The sequence below is a fragment of the Asticcacaulis sp. AC466 genome, assembly GCF_000495815.1.
Taxonomy (GTDB): Bacteria; Pseudomonadota; Alphaproteobacteria; order Caulobacterales; family Caulobacteraceae; genus Asticcacaulis.
Map to the genome: position 1 here is coordinate 43,794 of NZ_AWGE01000001.1, position 16,199 is coordinate 59,992.

A 16,199-nucleotide genomic window follows, 5' to 3' on the forward strand; every position below is an offset into this window, starting at 1 on the left:
GCATCTGTGGACCCGTGCGCGTGCTTCAAAAAGCGCCGGAAATCCTTAAATTATTGGCCCCAATGCCCATATATGTCAGGCGCCCGAACGTCTCTATAGCATGGAGGCCCGGGGGTATGACAAGGGGTGCCTTCACAAGTTTGTTAACTCAACAGCAAATAAGGGCGGATGTGGGGCAGGTCGACAAGGCTTATGCTTTCTTTATGTCACGCCTGACGTATGGGCAATTTTATGCCCTCCCGCCGTTAACCATCCGTGGCGGATTCAACACATCTTTCAGGCGAATGACCCTAGGGTGCTGTTTTTGTGGGTATCTCAATTGACGGACAAGACCACAGAGCTTAATTCCAAATTGACGCATCGATGTCATATTAGATGTGCATATCTGTTTGATCCTTCGTGATCTTTGCGTAGTGACCGCCTGAACCGGTGGATATGAGCGGGGAAGCAAGGGATTTGACGACGTTAAAGCCGGTGATAATGAAACCTGTTCTGACCTTTCTTGTGCCTGTCCTGGCTCTGGCGATCGCCGGAAGCAGCACAGTCGCGTCGGCTCAGACCAAGGTTGTTCGCCCGCAGTCGTCTGCCTCGAGTGGAGATGTTTTCGGCCTCACGCCGCTGAACCTGCCGGCGGGCGAAAGCTATATCAGCAATGATACCACTGGCTTCTCCAAGCCGCAGTCCAAGGTCTATCAGTTCAATCTCCAAGGCAAGTGGGGCGTCAAGTTCGACATCAACCAGCCCGAGACCACGCCGTCCGGTGCGAATGATATCGACGCGGGTGCCTATTACAAGCTGTCGCCTTCCGTCCGTGTGGGCGGATCGCTGGGTTTCGGTGAAAAGTCCGACCCCTTGAAGCCGGAAGCGGCCCGTCGTGTCGTAGAGAACGCCAAGTCGCAGCCGCGCGTGCGTCTGGAAACGACCTTTAAATTCTAAATCTATAAATGAAATGCGTCGATGGCGCCGATGCCTGACAGGCCGCTGTCATGCAAGGATGCGATATTGTCGTATGTGATCCCGCCCAACCCGTAGACCGGCCTGCCTGTCAAAGTGGTCCAGTCACGCACACCCTTTGCCCCTAGGGGTTCGACATTGGCGGCGGACGGACTATGGCTGGCGAATACGGGCGAAATAAAAACAGCATCGAGTGCGCTATCACCGTCCAGGCCGCGTAGGCTGTCCATGTCATGACACGCTGCCGTCAATTTCAGGTGCGGATGCTTGATCCGCAGATCGCGGGCCCGATTTTGGCTTGCCTGACGCAGGTGCACGCCGTGGGCCTCAACCTCATGCGCCATCGCATCGTCTTCGCCGATCAGCAGGGTCAGGCCGTTATCCTCTGCGATTTTGCGCAGCAGGCGCGCGCGCTGGAGGGCGTGGCCTTCGCCAAAATGGCGGTAGATGACACCGCAGCCGGTCGGTAAGTGAATGGCTATGTCTTCGGGGTGCGGGGTCCGCTTCGGATCGGTAAAGAAGAACAGAGGCGGCAATTGGGGGTTCAATGCGCCGCTGGCCTGCGCTATATCGCGGGCTTTATCGAACAGATATTGAAAGCGGGTCTTGTATGTCATCTCTGGACGCCCATTCTGGGAACACCTATTCTAGGCTGATCGACCGGATGCACAAGGCCTTGAGCGATGCGGGTCGCTTGCCCAACTGCGCCCACCTTACCGCCGTTTCGAAAAATCAGCCATGGGCAGCCATCACGCCTGTCCTGGCCGCCGGGCATCGCCGCTTCGGTGAAAATCGCGTTCAGGAAGCGATGGAACGTTGGGATGGCCAGCGCGCCAACTATCCAGGCCTCGAGTTGCGCCTGATCGGACCGTTGCAGTCGAACAAGGCCGCCGATGCGGTGGCGTTTTTCGATGTCATTGAAACCATTGATCGAGAAAAGATCGCCCGCGCGATCGCGGAGGAAATACAAAGGCAGGGCAAGGCCGTCTCCACCTATGTTCAGGTCAATGTCGGTGAAGAGGAGCAGAAATCCGGTGTCTGGCCGAAAGATGCCGACGCCTTTATTAAAACCGTGGTCGGATACGGACTGAGCGTCGATGGGCTAATGTGTATTCCGCCCGTTGATGGACCGCGGGGTCCATATTTTGCGCTTCTTAAACGGATTGCCGAACGTAATGGCATAGCCCACCTCAGCATGGGCATGAGCGATGATTTCGAAACGGCCATCGCCTTTGGGTCCACCGAAATTCGCGTCGGCTCGGCGCTGTTCGGCGCGCGCTGATAGCGGCGTCCGGTCATGGCCTCAGGTTGGGGCGATTTCGATACCGTCACCCGGCCGCGCCTCTGCCAGAAACGCGCGCATATCGTCCATCGCGATCGCCACGCAGCCTTCGGTGCCGCTATAATCTTCCCGCGCCAGATGGAGGAAGATGGCCGACCCCAGGCCGGCTACGGGCGGGTCATCATTATGGCCAAGGACGACGATCACATCATAGACATGATCATCTCTCCACAATTTCTCGTGACTGAAATCTACGGGCAGCTTCACATGTTGGTTATAGGCAGGTGATGAGGGATCGTCGCACCAACCGTCATCTGGCGACAAAGTGACACAGTTTAGGGCGGTTTGGGGCCTGTCCAGACGGTCAGGACGGTAGAAAACATAACGGATTGGCCAGATTCCCACCGGAGACGCGCCGTCGCCCTCCCTTTTCTCGCTTGCCGGGCGCAGCCCCCCTTTTCCCAAGGCGCAACGCACCCTATGTTCATTCAAGCACAGCGTGCCGTCGGCACGGGCAGTAAAATTCTTGACCATTGTGGCCTTTTTGCTGCTTAGTCATAACGATAAACACAAGATACAGGATCATGGTGCAACAAAAAACCCTCCTTATAGTCGATGACGATGACGAACTGCGCGAAGCCTTGGCCGAGCAACTTGAACTTCATGAAGAGTTTAAGGTCATTCAGGCATCGAACGGTACCGAAGGTCTGAAACTCGGAAAAAGCGTCAATGCCGACCTGATTCTGCTTGATGTCGATCTTCCGGACATGGACGGCCGTGAGGCCTGCCGCCTGCTGCGCAAGGGCGGGCTGACTACGCCGGTAATCATGTTGACGGGCCAGACATCGGATTCCGACACCATTCTCGGTCTCGATGCCGGTGCAAACGATTACGTCACCAAGCCTTTCCGGTTTGCTGTGCTGCTGGCGCGGATACGGGCTCAGGTGCGCTCGCATGAGACCAGCGAAGATGCGACCTTCCGCATCGGGCCTTATGAATTCAAGCCGGCGCTCAAGGTGCTGGTCGATCAGACGCAGAAGAAGACGCGCCTGACGGAAAAGGAAACCAACATCCTGAAATACCTCTATCGCGCCGGCGGTAAGCCGATCACCCGCGAAGAGCTGCTTACGGAAGTATGGGGCTATAATGCGGGTGTAACCACGCACACTCTGGAAACCCATGTCTACCGTTTGCGCCAGAAGATCGAGCCGGACCCCGCCAATGCGCGCCTGTTGATGACGGACGCCGGCGGCTACCGCCTCCAGTTCTGATTGGAAAGCCGGGGTCGCGCCCCGGCTTTTTCATGTCGGCGCGCAAGATAGTTTTTACGGAAACTATCTGTTCTTTTCCGCAAAACGGGTTCAAAACAAGCGCCGTTTCCGATGCGCCGAAGCGAAGGCGCGTTTCACGTTTCGCAAAGGGCGCCAGACCATGTTGTCCACTCTCGACATCTTCAAGATTGGGATCGGTCCATCCAGTTCGCATACGGTGGGGCCGATGCGTATCACCAAGCGCGCCCTGCAGGAGGCAAAGAACAAAGGGGTGCTGGATCGCGCCGCCCGTGTCATGGTCGAGCTACAGGGCTCATTGGCCTTGACCGGCATAGGGCACGGTTCGGACAAGGCGGCGATATTGGGACTTGTCGGCGCCGAGCCCGACACCCTTGACCCCGATTGGGCGGAAGCCACGTTCGCGGCATTGAAAACGGCAAGCGATATAGCACTTTTCGACGGTCCGAGCATCGGTTTCAATTATCGCCGTGACGTCGATTTTCGTGGCGATATCATGCCGCGCATGCACCCGAACGGCCTGTGCGTGCGACTATATGATGCTGCAGCCTCGGAACTTTTTTCGTCGACCTTTTATTCCACCGGCGGCGGTTTCATCGCTTCGGCGGAACAATTGTCGCGACCGGCCGAAAACGACCGTATCGGCGTGGCGGGCAAGGGGGCCTTGCCGTTTTCATCCGCCGCGGAACTGCTCGCCATCTGTGCCCGTGACGGGTTGAATATATACGACGTCGTCCTGGCCAATGAAGACGCGCGGCGTCCCCGCGCCGAAACCGATGCCGGCTTGCTGCGCATCTGGCAAGTCATGAGCGGTGCCATCGACCGGGGCCTGCGGTCCGAAGGCATTTTGCCGGGTGGACTGAACGTCAAACGGCGCGCGTCACGGCTATACGACACCCTGATCAGCGAAAGTCACAATCAAGAATCGGAACGCCTGTTCGACTGGCTCAACGTGTTCGCCATGGCGGTCAATGAAGAAAATGCCGCCGGCGGGCGCGTTGTCACGGCGCCGACCAACGGCGCAGCGGGCGTGATACCGGCGCTGATCCGCTATTATTGCGCCTTCGACGGCTGGCAGCCGGGTGACGCGGTATCGGAAGGCAAGATCGGGCGTTTCCTGCTCACGGCGGCCGGGATTGGCATGATCTACAAGCAACGCGCCTCTCTCTCCGGCGCTGAAATGGGCTGTCAGGGGGAGGTTGGCGTGGCCTGCTCCATGGGGGCTGCCGGCCTGTGCGCCGTGTGGGGCGGCAGCGCCTCGCAGATCGAACACGCGGCAGAAATTGGCATGGAACACAATCTCGGCCTGACCTGCGATCCGGTCGGCGGCCTGGTCCAGATTCCCTGCATCGAACGCAACGCCATCGGCGCCGTGAAGGCGGCCAATGCGGCCCGCCTGTCCTTACGCGACAGCGGCGAACACAAGGTCACTCTGGATCAGGTCATAGAAACCATGCGCCAGACGGGCCTCGACATGTCGTCAAAGTATAAGGAAACATCCCAGGGTGGTCTGGCTGTCAATGTCGTGGAGTGCTGATCGGCTAATCCGAAACCATCCTTCTGGCGTATAGCTTATGGGCCGGGTCAAAAAAGGATAGGTTATGTTGCGATATTTGACGATCGGTGCGGCGCTTCTGTTGTCGTCCTGTGCCTCCATACCGGCCCCGGACAGGGCGCCCAAAACCGCCGCTGTGCCGATGAGTCATTACAGTGGCACCTGGCTCGAAATCGCGCGCCGGCCCATGTGGCTGACCGACGGCTGCGTCGCTGGCTACACGACCTATGGTCCAGGCCAGACGCCGGGCGCGGTGGCGGTGGAAGACGGGTGTCATGCGGGCACGCCATCGGGTAAGCTCAAAACCATCAAGGGAAAGGGCACGCTGACCGATGCCGGTGGCGACAATTCCCGCCTGCGCGTGCAATATCCGCTCTTTATCACCTGGAACTATTGGGTTCTGTACGAAGCCCCCGATCGTAGCTGGTTCATCAGCGCCGATCCGGCCATGAAGAACCTGTGGATCTACGCTCGCGCGGTGCCGTCGCCGCAGGCGCGTGAGGTGATGGTCGCCAAGGCGAAGGCGCTGGGTTACGATGTCGCCAAGCTGGAATTCCCGGCCTTCTGAGCGCGACATCAACATGTTCAGAGACGGCGCGCGCTTTAGTCTTCGGCGTCGACGTACCATACGAACCATATGGCGTCTTCCAAACGGCCGCCATCGGCCAGCAGTTGTTCGACCGGTCCTGGGAAGGCTTCGCGAATTTCCGCTGCGAAATCGACCTCGGCTTTTAATTCTGCCAGAGCCTGCAAGGATATATTGGCCGCCATCTCGACCTGTGCCTCCCACGGCAGGACTGGCGGGATGAGTTGGCAGGCATCGATGTCGATCCAGTCGCATTCGCCAATGGCGTCCGGCGTGCGTATTTGCAGTTGGCCGCCGATATTGCGCAGTCCCAACGCCCGGGCGGCGGCAATAACGTCCGGTAGGTCATCTACGCGCCAGGCATATTCGTTGTGACGCAGATCGGCCTTTGCCAGAATGTCGGCGGGGAGGCGGCTTTCGACGGTATCAGTCATAGTGGAACTCGACCTGGATGGGGGCGTGGTCGCTTGGGCGATCCCATTCGCGAACCGTGTCATGGATTTTGGCGGCGATGCGGTCGCCGACCTTTGCCATCAAACCGGGATTGAGCAGAATATGATCCAACCTCAGCCCGCGATTGCTTTTACGAAAATCGGCGGCGCGATAGCTCCACCAGGTAAAAATCTTCTGCGGATCGGGATAGGCGACGCGGAACGGGTCGTGCAGCGCGCCCGCTCGCATCAATGCATCGAACGCGGCTATTTCCGCCGGCGTATGGCTGACGACGCGTAGCATCTGGCGATGGCTCCAGACATCGAATTCGCCGGGCGCTATATTCAGGTCGCCGCAGATCAGCAAGGGCTTGTCCACGCCGCGCCGCGCCAGATCATCGGTCAGGCGTTCATAGAAGGTCAGCTTGTGATCGAACTTGTCATTGGCCTCGCGGTCGGGCAGGTCGCCGCCGGCCGGGATGTAGAAGTTCCAGATATCGATGTCGCCGATACGGATGGCCTGGGCTCGGGCCTCGCTGCGGCGGCAGAAGGTGGGTGTGGCTTGCGCATCGAATGGCACGCGTGAGACCAGGGCCACGCCATGCCAGCCCTTTTGGCCCGCGATATGGATGTGGGGATAGCCCAGGGCTTCAAACGCGTCGCGTGGAAACTCGTGTTCCTGACATTTGATTTCCTGAAGGCACAGGACGTCTATGTCGTTGGATTTTAAAAACTGTTCAACCTGCGGCAGGCGGAGCCGGACCGAGTTGACATTCCACGACGCAAGGCTAAGGCGCATTCCAAAAAGCTTTCCCGGCCGCCTGTTTCACATGACGGAGGTCGGTCGCGCAAACAGACAAAAAAAACCGGTTCGCGCTGACGAACCGGTTTAAAGATTTTGGCACATAACACGAAGAGAAAAAAGGGAAAACGAACGCCCGGAAAGATCCGGGCCTAGAGAAAAACCGCCGTCAATCTCCATGTGTGAAAAATAACACGATCAATAAAAAACGACAAGAAAAAAGTTTGATCTGACGTTATTTTTTTGTCTGCGGCTTATTCAACACAAAAAGCGACGGATTTAGCCCCGAATCGCGGGTGAAACTGGTCAGTTGGACCGTTGTGGCGCGATTTTGCGCATCGGTGATGGTCCATTCGCGCAGACCGACCCCGCCGTCGCCGGATTGGCTGAAGCCCAGGGTGATATTGCCTTCCACCGATTTGCGGCGGTCGCGCGCTTTCAGGATGAAGCCTTGGGCGTTGGAACTGACCGCTGTGACAACGACGCCCTGATCCAGGCGAATCTGACGGGCGAGGAAAAGAGACAGGGGGGTTTCGCTCAAGGGATAGCTATCAAAAGATTGCAGGCGTGGGTCCCACATATTCACGTTCTTGCCGTCCGACACGATGAGCAGCGAATAGGGCGGGTCGTATTCGAACCGCATCTTCCCGGGACGGGCAATATACCAATTACCGGTGGTGCGGCGACCCTTGTAATCGGTTTGTTCAAACCGGCCCTGTCCGGTGGCCAGGCCTTGCAGGTATTCGGTCGCTTTCTTGATCCGCGCCTTGTCGGCGGCGTTGAAATTGGGCGGTGTAATCAACCCGCCAAACTGGTTTTTGCTATTTTGTGCCGCGGCGGGCAGGCCGGACGCGAAGGCGGAAACCAGGCCTGTGGCCGTAAGGCCCAGCAAAAGCGTGCGTTTGTTCAGATCGGTCATGGCCAAAATCCATAAAGACAATGTTCGTAAAAATCCAATGCTTTGAAACAACATTCCAAGGCGTCCTTTTTACGACCTTATCCGAGGACGGGTGAACCGCGACTGAAAATGCCATTCAGTAAAAATCGTATACATTATTCTTGTCATCGGGCCGTAAGTCGATTTAAGTTTGTCTACCATAGAAGGAGCGCCCCATGGCTGGATTGAACCGTCGTCATCTCTTGCAAGGAACGGCAGCGCTGTCGCTTGTCCCCGCCGTCGTTGCGACGGGTCAGTCCGTAGCGGCGCCGCTCAGCCCAGATACGGGTCCACGCCAGATTATCAGATTTGACGACAATTGGCGCTTCGCGTTTGGCCACGCCAGCGATGTCGCCCGCGACTTCGGCTATGGTGCCTATCAATATACCCACGCCAAGCAGGGATCGTCAGGTGTCGTGGCGTCCGAGGTCAAATATGACGACAGCACTTGGACGGCGGTACAGTTGCCGCACGACTGGGCGGTGGACCTGCCCTTTGTCAACAACGAAACCTATGTGCCCGGCGGGCGCGAATATGAAGAGGACGAGGCGGCGGCGCATGGCTACAAACCCGTCGGCCGCAAATTTCCCGAAACCAGCGTCGGTTGGTATCGAAAGGTGTTCAAGCTTGAGCCCGGCGATGAGCTGAAACGCCTGACATTGGAATTTGACGGCGTATTTCGCGATTCCACCGTCTTCCTGAACGGCTACATTATCAACCGCCATGAAAGCGGCTACACCCCGTTCGAAGTCGATATCAGCAACTTCATAAATACCGACGACACCCCCAATGTGTTGCTGGTGCGGGTCGATGCCTCGTATGGCGAAGGCTGGTTCTACGAAGGCGCCGGCATTTATCGTCACGTCCGAATGGTCAAGAGCGGCCGGACCTACGTGCCGCAGTGGGGCGTTTACATAAAATCGGATATTTCGAGCGCCGTTGATATCGAAACCCGTGTCGCCAGTGACGCGGACAAGACGGTCGTGCTTGTGTCCACCATCACCGACCGTGACGGCCACACCGTGTCCCGGCTGGAAACGCCTGTCACCTTGGCTGCCCAGACGGAACAGACGATCAATCAGGCGACCAAGCTCGACCGGCCGCGTCTGTGGGGCCTGGATGATCCGCATCTCTATACCGTGAAAACCGAAATCGTCGAGGCAGGCGTCGCGGTGGATACCTTCACCAGTACGTTCGGACTGCGTGAAGTGGTGTTCAAGGTCGATGGCTTCTTCCTCAATGGCCAGCCCATGAAGATCAAGGGCACCAATAACCACCAGGATCACGCCGGTGTTGGTTCGGCCATCCCTGACGCCCTGCATATCTGGCGCCTGCAGCAACTGAAGGCCATGGGCTCCAACGCCTATCGGTCGTCGCATAACCCGGCGACGCCGGAGGTTCTGGATGCGTGCGACCGCATGGGATTGCTGGTCATCGACGAAACGCGACTGATGACGTCCGCGCCGGAAGGCCTGGCCGAACTGGAAACCCTTGTACGCCGTGGCCGCAACCATCCATCCATCATCCTGTGGTCGATCGGCAACGAGGAGCCGCAGCAAGGCACGGCCCGCGGACTGAAAATCGCCCGTGACATGAGGCGGGTCGTCAAGCGGCTGGACCCAACGCGTCCGATTACAGCGGCAATGAACAACGGCCAGGGTTATGGCATCACCGCAGCGCTGGACGTTCTGGGGGTCAACTATTACGTTAACCGACTTGAGCCAGTCCGTGAAAAGTTTCCAAACCTGCCGGTGGTGGCTACGGAAACCGCGTCGACCCTGTGTACGCGTGGCGAATATGAGCGCTCCGACACCAAACTCTATGTGCCGGCCTATGACACAACGGCGCCAAAATGGGGACACACGGCCGAAAATTGGTGGCCGTTGTATAACGCGACGCCGAACCTGCTTGGCGGCTTTGTCTGGACCGGCTTCGACTATCGTGGAGAGCCGACCCCTTTCAATTGGTGGCCATCGGTGACTTCGCACTTTGGCATCATGGATTTGTGCGGCTTTCCCAAGGATAACTACTGGTATTACCAAGCCTGGTGGTCGGATAAGCCGGTCTTGCACCTGTTCCCGCACTGGAACTGGGAGACGGGTAAGGTCGTGCCGGTCTGGGTGCATTCCAACTGCGAAGCTGTCGAATTGTTCGTTAACGGCAAGTCGGCCGGCCGCAAGACTGTGGTGAAGGACCGTCACCTTGAGTGGAGCATTCCGTTCGCACCGGGCCAGATAACGGCCTATGGCTATAAAGGTGGCAAGGTCGTCATGAAGGCCGAACGCCGCACGGCATGCGACGCGGCCCGGGTGGTTTTGACCGCCGACATTATCGACGATATCACCGTTCTGAAGGCGGAGCTATTCGATGCCAAGGGCATAGCCGCGCCACGCGCTGACAATTTGATTCATTTCGATGTCGAAGGACCGGCGCGGGTTATCGGGGTCGGCAACGGCAACCCGACCAGCCACGAACCGGACAAGGCGACCTCTCGCAAGGCGTTTAACGGATTGGCCCAGGCGATCGTGCAAAAAGCGGGTGGCCGTCCAGGCGCGATACAGATTACCGCTCGGTCCGAGGGGCTGATTTCTGGCCGGGTGGATGTGAAGGGATAGACCCGTCATATTAAAGCGCCGATCTGATTGCATCAGATCGGCGCTCTAATTTTTTGTTTTTACCCGCTTTTTGATCCGAGACGTGCCTCACACTTTTCGGAAAACGCTAATGGCCGGCAGGGGGACCAACCAGGATGTCGCGCTTGCCGACATGGTTGGCGGGGCCGACCACGCCTTCCTGCTCCATCTTTTCCATCAGGCTGGCGGCGCGGTTATAGCCGATCTGAAGCTTGCGCTGGATGTAGGAGGTCGAGGCCTTGCGGTCGAAGGTGACGTAGTAGACGGCCTTGTCGTAGAGGTCGTCGCCGGACCCGCCGCCTTCGCCGGCGCCGCCATCCGATCCGCTTTCTTCATCGCCGCCATAGGTGACGTCTTCGAGATAGTTCGGCGTGCCCTGATCGCGCAGGAATTGGGCGACGGCCTCGACTTCCTCATCCGATACGAAGGGACCGTGCAGGCGGGTAATACGGCCGCCGCCGGCCATGAATAGCATGTCGCCCTGTCCAAGCAGTTGTTCGGCACCCTGTTCGCCTAGAATGGTGCGCGAATCGATCTTGGAGGTGACCTGGAACGAAATCCGGGTCGGGAAGTTGGCCTTGATCGTGCCGGTGATGACGTCGACCGACGGGCGCTGGGTAGCCATAATCAGGTGGATGCCTGCGGCACGGGCCATCTGGGCCAGACGCTGGACCGCGCCTTCGATGTCCTTGCCCGCCACCATCATCAGGTCGGCCACTTCGTCGATGATCACGACGATATAGGGCATGGGCTCGGGCACCATTTCGTCGAATTCGTAGACAGGTTGACCCGTTTCATCGAAGCCGGTCTGAACCTTGCGCACGAAATTCTTGCCTTCGGCGGCAGTCGCGCGGGCGCGTTCGTTGAAGCTGGCGATGTTGCGCACACCAATCTTGGACATGCGGCGATAGCGGTCTTCCATCTCCTTGACGGTCCACTTCAGCGCCACGACGGCCTTTTTGGGGTCGGTGACAACCGGGGCCAGCAGGTGCGGAATGCCGTCATAGACGCTGAGTTCCAGCATCTTCGGATCGATCATGATGAATTTGCACTGCTCGGGATCGAGACGGTACAGGATTGACAGGATCATGGCGTTGACCCCTACCGACTTACCCGAACCGGTGGTACCGGCGATCAGCAGGTGGGGCATCTTGGCCAGGTCGGTGATATAGGGCTCACCGCCGATGCTTTCACCCAGCGCCATCGGCAGGATGTGACCGGCGCGCTCAAATTCGTTGGAGGCAAGAAGATCGCGCAGATAGACGGTTTCACGCTTATGATTCGGCAGTTCGATGCCGATGGCGTTGCGGCCCTGAACGATCGACACGCGACACGACCGGGCCGACATGTTCCGGGCGATGTCGTCAGCCAGGGCGACGACGCGGGCGCCCTTGACGCCGGCGGCCGGGGCCAGTTCGTAAAGGGTGACGACGGGGCCAGGGCGAATCTGGTCGATGACGCCGCGTACACCGAATTCCGCCAGGACGCTTTCTAGCATCCGGGCGTTCTGACGCAGCGAATCCTCGTCATAGGCGTGGCTGCGCGGCTTAGGTTTGGCCAGGATGGACAGCTCCGGCAAACGGAAATTGCCGGGCCGGAGGAATTCGAATACCGGCTGTTTTTCCGCTTCTACCCGGGGCGCAGGCTTGGCCGGTTTGATGTCCATGACAGGAAGGGGCGCGATGTCGTCGATAAAGTCGGGGTCTTCGTAAGGCGCCATTTCATCATCGAGCGGCGGAAGGGCGCCGGTCTTGGCCGTCTTTGGCGAAATACGCGGTCCTGCACTGAAGGCGGGGGCCGGGGCGGGCGCGAAATCATCGTCTTGGGCACCGTCATCGGCCAGGTCTTCGGCCACCGGCTTGACCTTTGGGGTGCGCTTTACTTTTGTGGCGACAGCTTCGCCCGCATTGGTCGCCATGCCGCCGAGGGACACGCCTGAAAACGCGTTGCGCGTCAGGGCGCCGATTGCGCTCGACAGATGCAGATAGTGGCCCATATGGAGGCTCAAAGCCTTGTTGAAACCAAGCAGGGCGAGGCCGCCCCAGATCACGCTGGCGATAATGGCCGAGCCGGGCAGGTGCATGAAGTCGAACAGCGATTTCAACAGGTTATGAATGCCCGATCCCCAGAAGCCGCCCCAGCTTTGGCCCAGAACCGCATCTTGAGAAGTCATCAGCGGGGCGATGGCGGCAGCCAGGGCCAGAACGAACAGCGTGGCCCATAGGGCGTGGAGACGCAGCTTCACGCGGGTTTGGTCCGGATCGGGATGGAAGGTGCGCTGCAGACCGAAATAGATCATCAGGGCGGCGGCGGGCCAGGCCGCCAGACCGATTGATTGCGAGCCTATATCTGCGATGATGGCGCCGAATGACCCCAGGGCATTGTGGATCGGACCGTGACCGACCGTATTGAAGCTTGGGTCTTCGGCGTGATAGGTCGCCAATGCCACGAACCCGGCGAAGCCCGCCAGCGCAACGAAGGCTCCGCGCAGACGGGCCATGATGGCGGATTGCCAGATGGCGCGCATATGGGTGTCAAAGGCGTTCCAAACGGTCATGGTCAGGCTGGACATAGGTACGATATCGGGTCTTCACAAGTTTCGGCTGAGCCTCAGCACATGCCATGAAAAGGGTTAAGAGCTGTTTACGATCCGGTGTCCCGGCCGACTTTCCAGCCGGATTTAGACAAAAATTTTAACCCTGTTGCCGATCTCCGCGTCACCTGACCGCATTGCGCTTTGCCGCCCGGCCGCTATGATGGGGGCATGAAAAGCTATGATGTGATTATCGTCGGTGCCGGCATGGCCGGCATGACCTTGGCCCTGGCCCTCAAATCCGGCGGACTTGAGGTCGCGCTGATCGAGCGCCAGCCGTTCGACGACATGCTCGATGTCTCCTTCGATGGACGTGCATCGGCCATCGCCTATGCCTGTTTCCGGCAATGGAAGGCCTTGGGCGTTGGGGATGTGCTTGAAAAACATGCCTGCCGGATGGACGAAATCTTCGTTACCGATGGTCATTTGCCGGGTGCTTCCGCGCCCCGGCCGCTGCCCTTTTTCCTCCACTTCGCCTCGGATGAAATTTCCGACCGCACTGGTGACGAACCGCTTGGCTACATGGTCGAAAACCGCCAGGTCCGTAAGGCGCTGTATGAGGAAGTCACCAGACAGGAAATTCGCCTGATTACACCGGCCACCGTGGCTGAACGTCGTGACAATGGGGCCTTCTCTGAACTCGATCTCGATACGGGCGAAACCCTGCGCGCGCCGCTGATCGTTTCCGCCGAAGGTCGCAAATCGACCCTGCGTGAAAAGGCAGGCATCAAGAATATCAACTGGTCATATGATCAAAGCGCGGTGGTGTGCACGGTTCAACTGGACCATTCGCACAACCACGTTGCCTACGAACATTTCCTGCCGACGGGGCCATTCGCCATCCTGCCGCTCAACGGCAATCGCGCCTGCATCGTGTGGTCGGAAACACATGCCAAGGCTAAGGCCTTGATGCAGGTGGACGATCAGTTGTTCCATGATCATCTGCTGGCCCGCTTCGGTGAGTTCTTGGGTAATATCACCCTGGTCGGACCGAAATTCATCTATCCGCTCGGGCTTGGGCTGGCGGAAGAGATGTACAAAGGCCGCCTGGCCCTGCTGGCTGATTCCGCTCACGGCATCCATCCGATCGCCGGTCAGGGGCTCAATCTCGGTCTGAAAGATGTCGCCGCGCTGGCCGAAGTCCTGATTGAGGCAACGCGTCTGGGTGAAGATATCGGCACCGATCTGGTGCTCGAACGCTATGCCAAATGGCGTCGTTTCGACAATGTCTCGACCTCGGTGGTGATGGACGGTTTTGTGCGTCTCTTCTCCAACGGCAATCCGCTGCTGCGCCTGGCGCGGGGTGTCGGCATAGGCCTGTTCAACCGCGTGCCGGCCTTGCGCACCTTCGTCATGGAAGACGCCGGCGCGGCGACGGGCGACCTGCCGAAGCTGTTACGGGGCGAACTGGTCTAGCCAGCAGGTCTAGGCGGGATCGAACTTGCGCGCCTGATCGACCAGCATGATCGGTACGCCGGAGCGGATGGGGAAGGCCAGCCCGACGGTCGGGCTGATCAGTTCCTGAGCCGCCTTGTCATAGGTCAGCGGGCGGCGTGTTACCGGGCAGACCAGGGCTTCGAGCAGGCGCGGATCGACTTCGATCTCGGCCTTGAGGGAGTCGGTCTTGGCGTAGGTTTCGATATCGGTCATGGCGAGGCCTTAGCTAAACAGCATGGATGACAGGCGGCGACGGCCAGCCTTGGTCAACTCGGACGTATTGCCGAGCGCGGTAAAAATCTTGAACAGATAGGTACGGGCGGCCTGATTGTTCCACTCCGGCTCGTATTTGACGATTTCGAGTAGGGCGTTGATCGCTTCGGCCGTTTCGCCCTGTGCGGCCAGGGCGCGCCCCAGATCGTACCAGGCGTCGAAGTCGCGATCATTCTGGGCGACCTTCGCCCGCAGGCCGGCCACGTCGGTTGGCGCCCCTTCGGCCAGTTCCAGCGCGGCACGAAGTCCCAGGATGTCCGGATCCTTGTTGTCGGCCGGCACCTGGTCAAGAATGGCCTTGGCGTGGTCGGGCTGTTGCAGCTTCAGATAAATCCGCGCCATGCCGGCGACGGCCTTGTTGTTTTCCGGGTCTTGCTCCAGCACGAAGGCGTAGGCCTCCATGGCGCTGGGCATGTCGCCATCGTCGACCGACTTGGCGGCCAGGGCCAGGGCTTCGTCCAGGGACGGACCGCCATCGGCGGTGGCCAGCTTATCGATGAAGGCGCGCAGTTCTGTTTCCGACTTGGCGCCCATGAAGGCGTCGACAGGGCGGCCGCCGACGAACGCATAGACGGTCGGGATAGACTGAATGCGCAACTGCGCGGCAATGCCCTGGTTCTTGTCGACGTCGATCTTGACCAGCTTGACCTTGCCCTTCTGCTCACCGATCACCTTTTCGAGTGCGGGACCGAGCTGGCGGCACGGTCCGCACCAGGTCGCCCAGAAATCGACGATGACCGGACGGGTCATCGATTCCTCGATAACATCGTCCATGAAGGTCTGTTCGGTGCCGTCGATGATATTGGGGTCGTTGCTGGCCATGGGGTACCTCTCACATTTTGCCATTCGGCTTAGCTCAAGTGGGCCTTCGCTTCAATTGAATCAAGTGATCGCTGTGAAATCGATCACCACCAAATCACGTCCGAGCGAGGCGATGAAGGTGCGGAAATCGGCCTGGCTGAGCGATGTTGTGGCCGTGTTGGTCAACGGGTGGAAGTTGACGATATCGGCGTCGGCCAAGGCCTTGTCCAAAATGAACTTCACCCGGTGGTGCGGATCGTTGATCAGGCCCAGCGCGGTTACCGAGCCCGGACGCACGCCCAGGGCCGCATGCAGCCGCTCCTCCGATCCGAATGACAAACGGCCTGAGCCGATGATTTTAGGCAAGGCCTTCAGGTTGATCTGGGTGGTTTGTTCGGCCGATATCAGCCATAGCTGACCCTTGTCGTCCTTGAGAAACAGGTTCTTGGTATGGGCGCCGGGCAGTTGCGACTTTATGTCGTCACCTTCACCGACGCGGAAGACCGCTTCGTGGGAGAGGGTGCTTGTTTTCAGGCCCAAATCATTTAAGGCTTCGAGCAGTTTTTCAGGCGTGTAGAGCGTATCGGTCATGGCCGTTGTGTCTAACGCAATAAGGATGGAACTGC

The 16,199-nt window shown here is 58.9% G+C and carries 16 protein-coding genes; 7 read left to right on the forward strand and 9 right to left on the reverse strand.

Annotation, left to right across the window (positions count from 1 at the left end):
• Window positions 1-480: 480 nt before the first annotated feature.
• On the forward strand, window positions 481-936 hold the full coding sequence (locus AEAC466_RS23290) for an NtrZ family periplasmic regulatory protein (RefSeq protein ID WP_023456090.1): 456 nt from the start codon (window positions 481-483) through the stop codon (window positions 934-936).
• Window positions 937-938: 2 nt separating this feature from the next.
• On the opposite strand, the gene AEAC466_RS23295 is transcribed toward AEAC466_RS23290, so the two are convergent.
• Window positions 939-1,571 (reverse strand): thiamine phosphate synthase, encoded by a 633-nt coding sequence (locus AEAC466_RS23295; protein WP_023456091.1) that lies wholly within the window; start codon window positions 1,569-1,571, stop codon window positions 939-941.
• Here AEAC466_RS23295 and AEAC466_RS23300 point away from each other — a divergent pair.
• The gene (locus tag AEAC466_RS23300) at window positions 1,565-2,236 is read left to right on the forward strand and encodes a YggS family pyridoxal phosphate-dependent enzyme (RefSeq protein WP_031237927.1); all 672 of its coding nucleotides are present in this window, start codon (window positions 1,565-1,567) and stop codon (window positions 2,234-2,236) included. The genes AEAC466_RS23295 and AEAC466_RS23300 overlap by 7 nt on opposite strands.
• Before the next feature lie 21 nt (window positions 2,237-2,257).
• Here the strand turns inward: AEAC466_RS23300 and AEAC466_RS23305 are convergent, their stop codons facing one another.
• Entirely contained in the window at window positions 2,258-2,770 is a 513-nt protein-coding gene (locus AEAC466_RS23305; RefSeq protein ID WP_023456093.1) for a L,D-transpeptidase family protein, read from the reverse strand.
• A 50-nt stretch (window positions 2,771-2,820) separates the two neighbouring features.
• Here AEAC466_RS23305 and AEAC466_RS23310 point away from each other — a divergent pair, with 50 nt between their 5' ends.
• The 3 genes from AEAC466_RS23310 (at window position 2,821) to AEAC466_RS23320 (ending at window position 5,648) form a co-directional block, all read left to right on the forward strand.
• Window positions 2,821-3,507 carry a response regulator transcription factor gene (locus AEAC466_RS23310; protein ID WP_023456094.1) on the forward strand — a complete coding sequence of 229 codons (687 nt, stop codon included), beginning with the start codon at window positions 2,821-2,823 and terminating at the stop codon, window positions 3,505-3,507.
• A gap of 160 nt (window positions 3,508-3,667) precedes the next feature.
• Window positions 3,668-5,062 (forward strand): L-serine ammonia-lyase, encoded by a 1,395-nt coding sequence (locus AEAC466_RS23315; protein ID WP_023456095.1) that lies wholly within the window; start codon window positions 3,668-3,670, stop codon window positions 5,060-5,062.
• Window positions 5,063-5,126: 64 nt separating this feature from the next.
• On the forward strand, window positions 5,127-5,648 hold the full coding sequence (locus AEAC466_RS23320; protein ID WP_023456096.1) for a lipocalin family protein: 522 nt from the start codon (window positions 5,127-5,129) through the stop codon (window positions 5,646-5,648).
• A gap of 35 nt (window positions 5,649-5,683) precedes the next feature.
• On the opposite strand, the gene AEAC466_RS23325 is transcribed toward AEAC466_RS23320, so the two are convergent.
• The 3 genes from AEAC466_RS23325 to AEAC466_RS23335 all read right to left on the reverse strand — a co-directional run bounded on the left by AEAC466_RS23325 (window position 5,684) and on the right by AEAC466_RS23335 (window position 7,818).
• Window positions 5,684-6,100: a hypothetical protein gene (locus AEAC466_RS23325; RefSeq protein WP_023456097.1), complete on the reverse strand. Its 417-nt coding sequence runs from the start codon at window positions 6,098-6,100 to the stop codon at window positions 5,684-5,686.
• A complete protein-coding gene (gene xth / locus AEAC466_RS23330) occupies window positions 6,093-6,896 on the reverse strand; it encodes an exodeoxyribonuclease III (RefSeq protein WP_023456098.1) in 804 nt (267 codons plus the stop codon). Before xth ends, AEAC466_RS23325 begins: the two co-directional genes overlap by 8 nt.
• A gap of 238 nt (window positions 6,897-7,134) precedes the next feature.
• Window positions 7,135-7,818 (reverse strand): LolA family protein, encoded by a 684-nt coding sequence (locus AEAC466_RS23335; RefSeq protein ID WP_031237929.1) that lies wholly within the window; start codon window positions 7,816-7,818, stop codon window positions 7,135-7,137.
• Between the two features lie 194 nt (window positions 7,819-8,012).
• Between AEAC466_RS23335 and galA the strand changes: the two genes are divergently transcribed.
• A complete protein-coding gene (gene galA / locus AEAC466_RS23340; RefSeq protein ID WP_023456100.1) occupies window positions 8,013-10,451 on the forward strand; it encodes a beta-galactosidase GalA in 2,439 nt (812 codons plus the stop codon).
• 106 nt (window positions 10,452-10,557) lie between these two features.
• On the opposite strand, the gene AEAC466_RS23345 is transcribed toward galA, so the two are convergent.
• Window positions 10,558-13,041: an FtsK/SpoIIIE family DNA translocase gene (locus AEAC466_RS23345; protein WP_023456101.1), complete on the reverse strand. Its 2,484-nt coding sequence runs from the start codon at window positions 13,039-13,041 to the stop codon at window positions 10,558-10,560.
• A gap of 192 nt (window positions 13,042-13,233) precedes the next feature.
• Here AEAC466_RS23345 and AEAC466_RS23350 point away from each other — a divergent pair, with 192 nt between their 5' ends.
• Complete coding sequence (locus tag AEAC466_RS23350; protein ID WP_023456102.1) at window positions 13,234-14,478, forward strand: UbiH/UbiF/VisC/COQ6 family ubiquinone biosynthesis hydroxylase; 1,245 nt, start codon at window positions 13,234-13,236, stop codon at window positions 14,476-14,478.
• Window positions 14,479-14,487: 9 nt separating this feature from the next.
• On the opposite strand, the gene AEAC466_RS23355 is transcribed toward AEAC466_RS23350, so the two are convergent.
• The 3 genes from AEAC466_RS23355 to AEAC466_RS23365 are packed head-to-tail and all read right to left on the reverse strand — an operon-like array spanning window position 14,488 to window position 16,164.
• Window positions 14,488-14,712: a Trm112 family protein gene (locus AEAC466_RS23355; RefSeq protein WP_023456103.1), complete on the reverse strand. Its 225-nt coding sequence runs from the start codon at window positions 14,710-14,712 to the stop codon at window positions 14,488-14,490.
• Window positions 14,713-14,721: 9 nt separating this feature from the next.
• A complete protein-coding gene (gene trxA / locus AEAC466_RS23360; protein ID WP_023456104.1) occupies window positions 14,722-15,594 on the reverse strand; it encodes a thioredoxin in 873 nt (290 codons plus the stop codon).
• 60 nt (window positions 15,595-15,654) lie between these two features.
• Complete coding sequence (locus AEAC466_RS23365; protein WP_023456105.1) at window positions 15,655-16,164, reverse strand: prolyl-tRNA synthetase associated domain-containing protein; 510 nt, start codon at window positions 16,162-16,164, stop codon at window positions 15,655-15,657.
• Window positions 16,165-16,199: the final 35 nt, after the last annotated feature.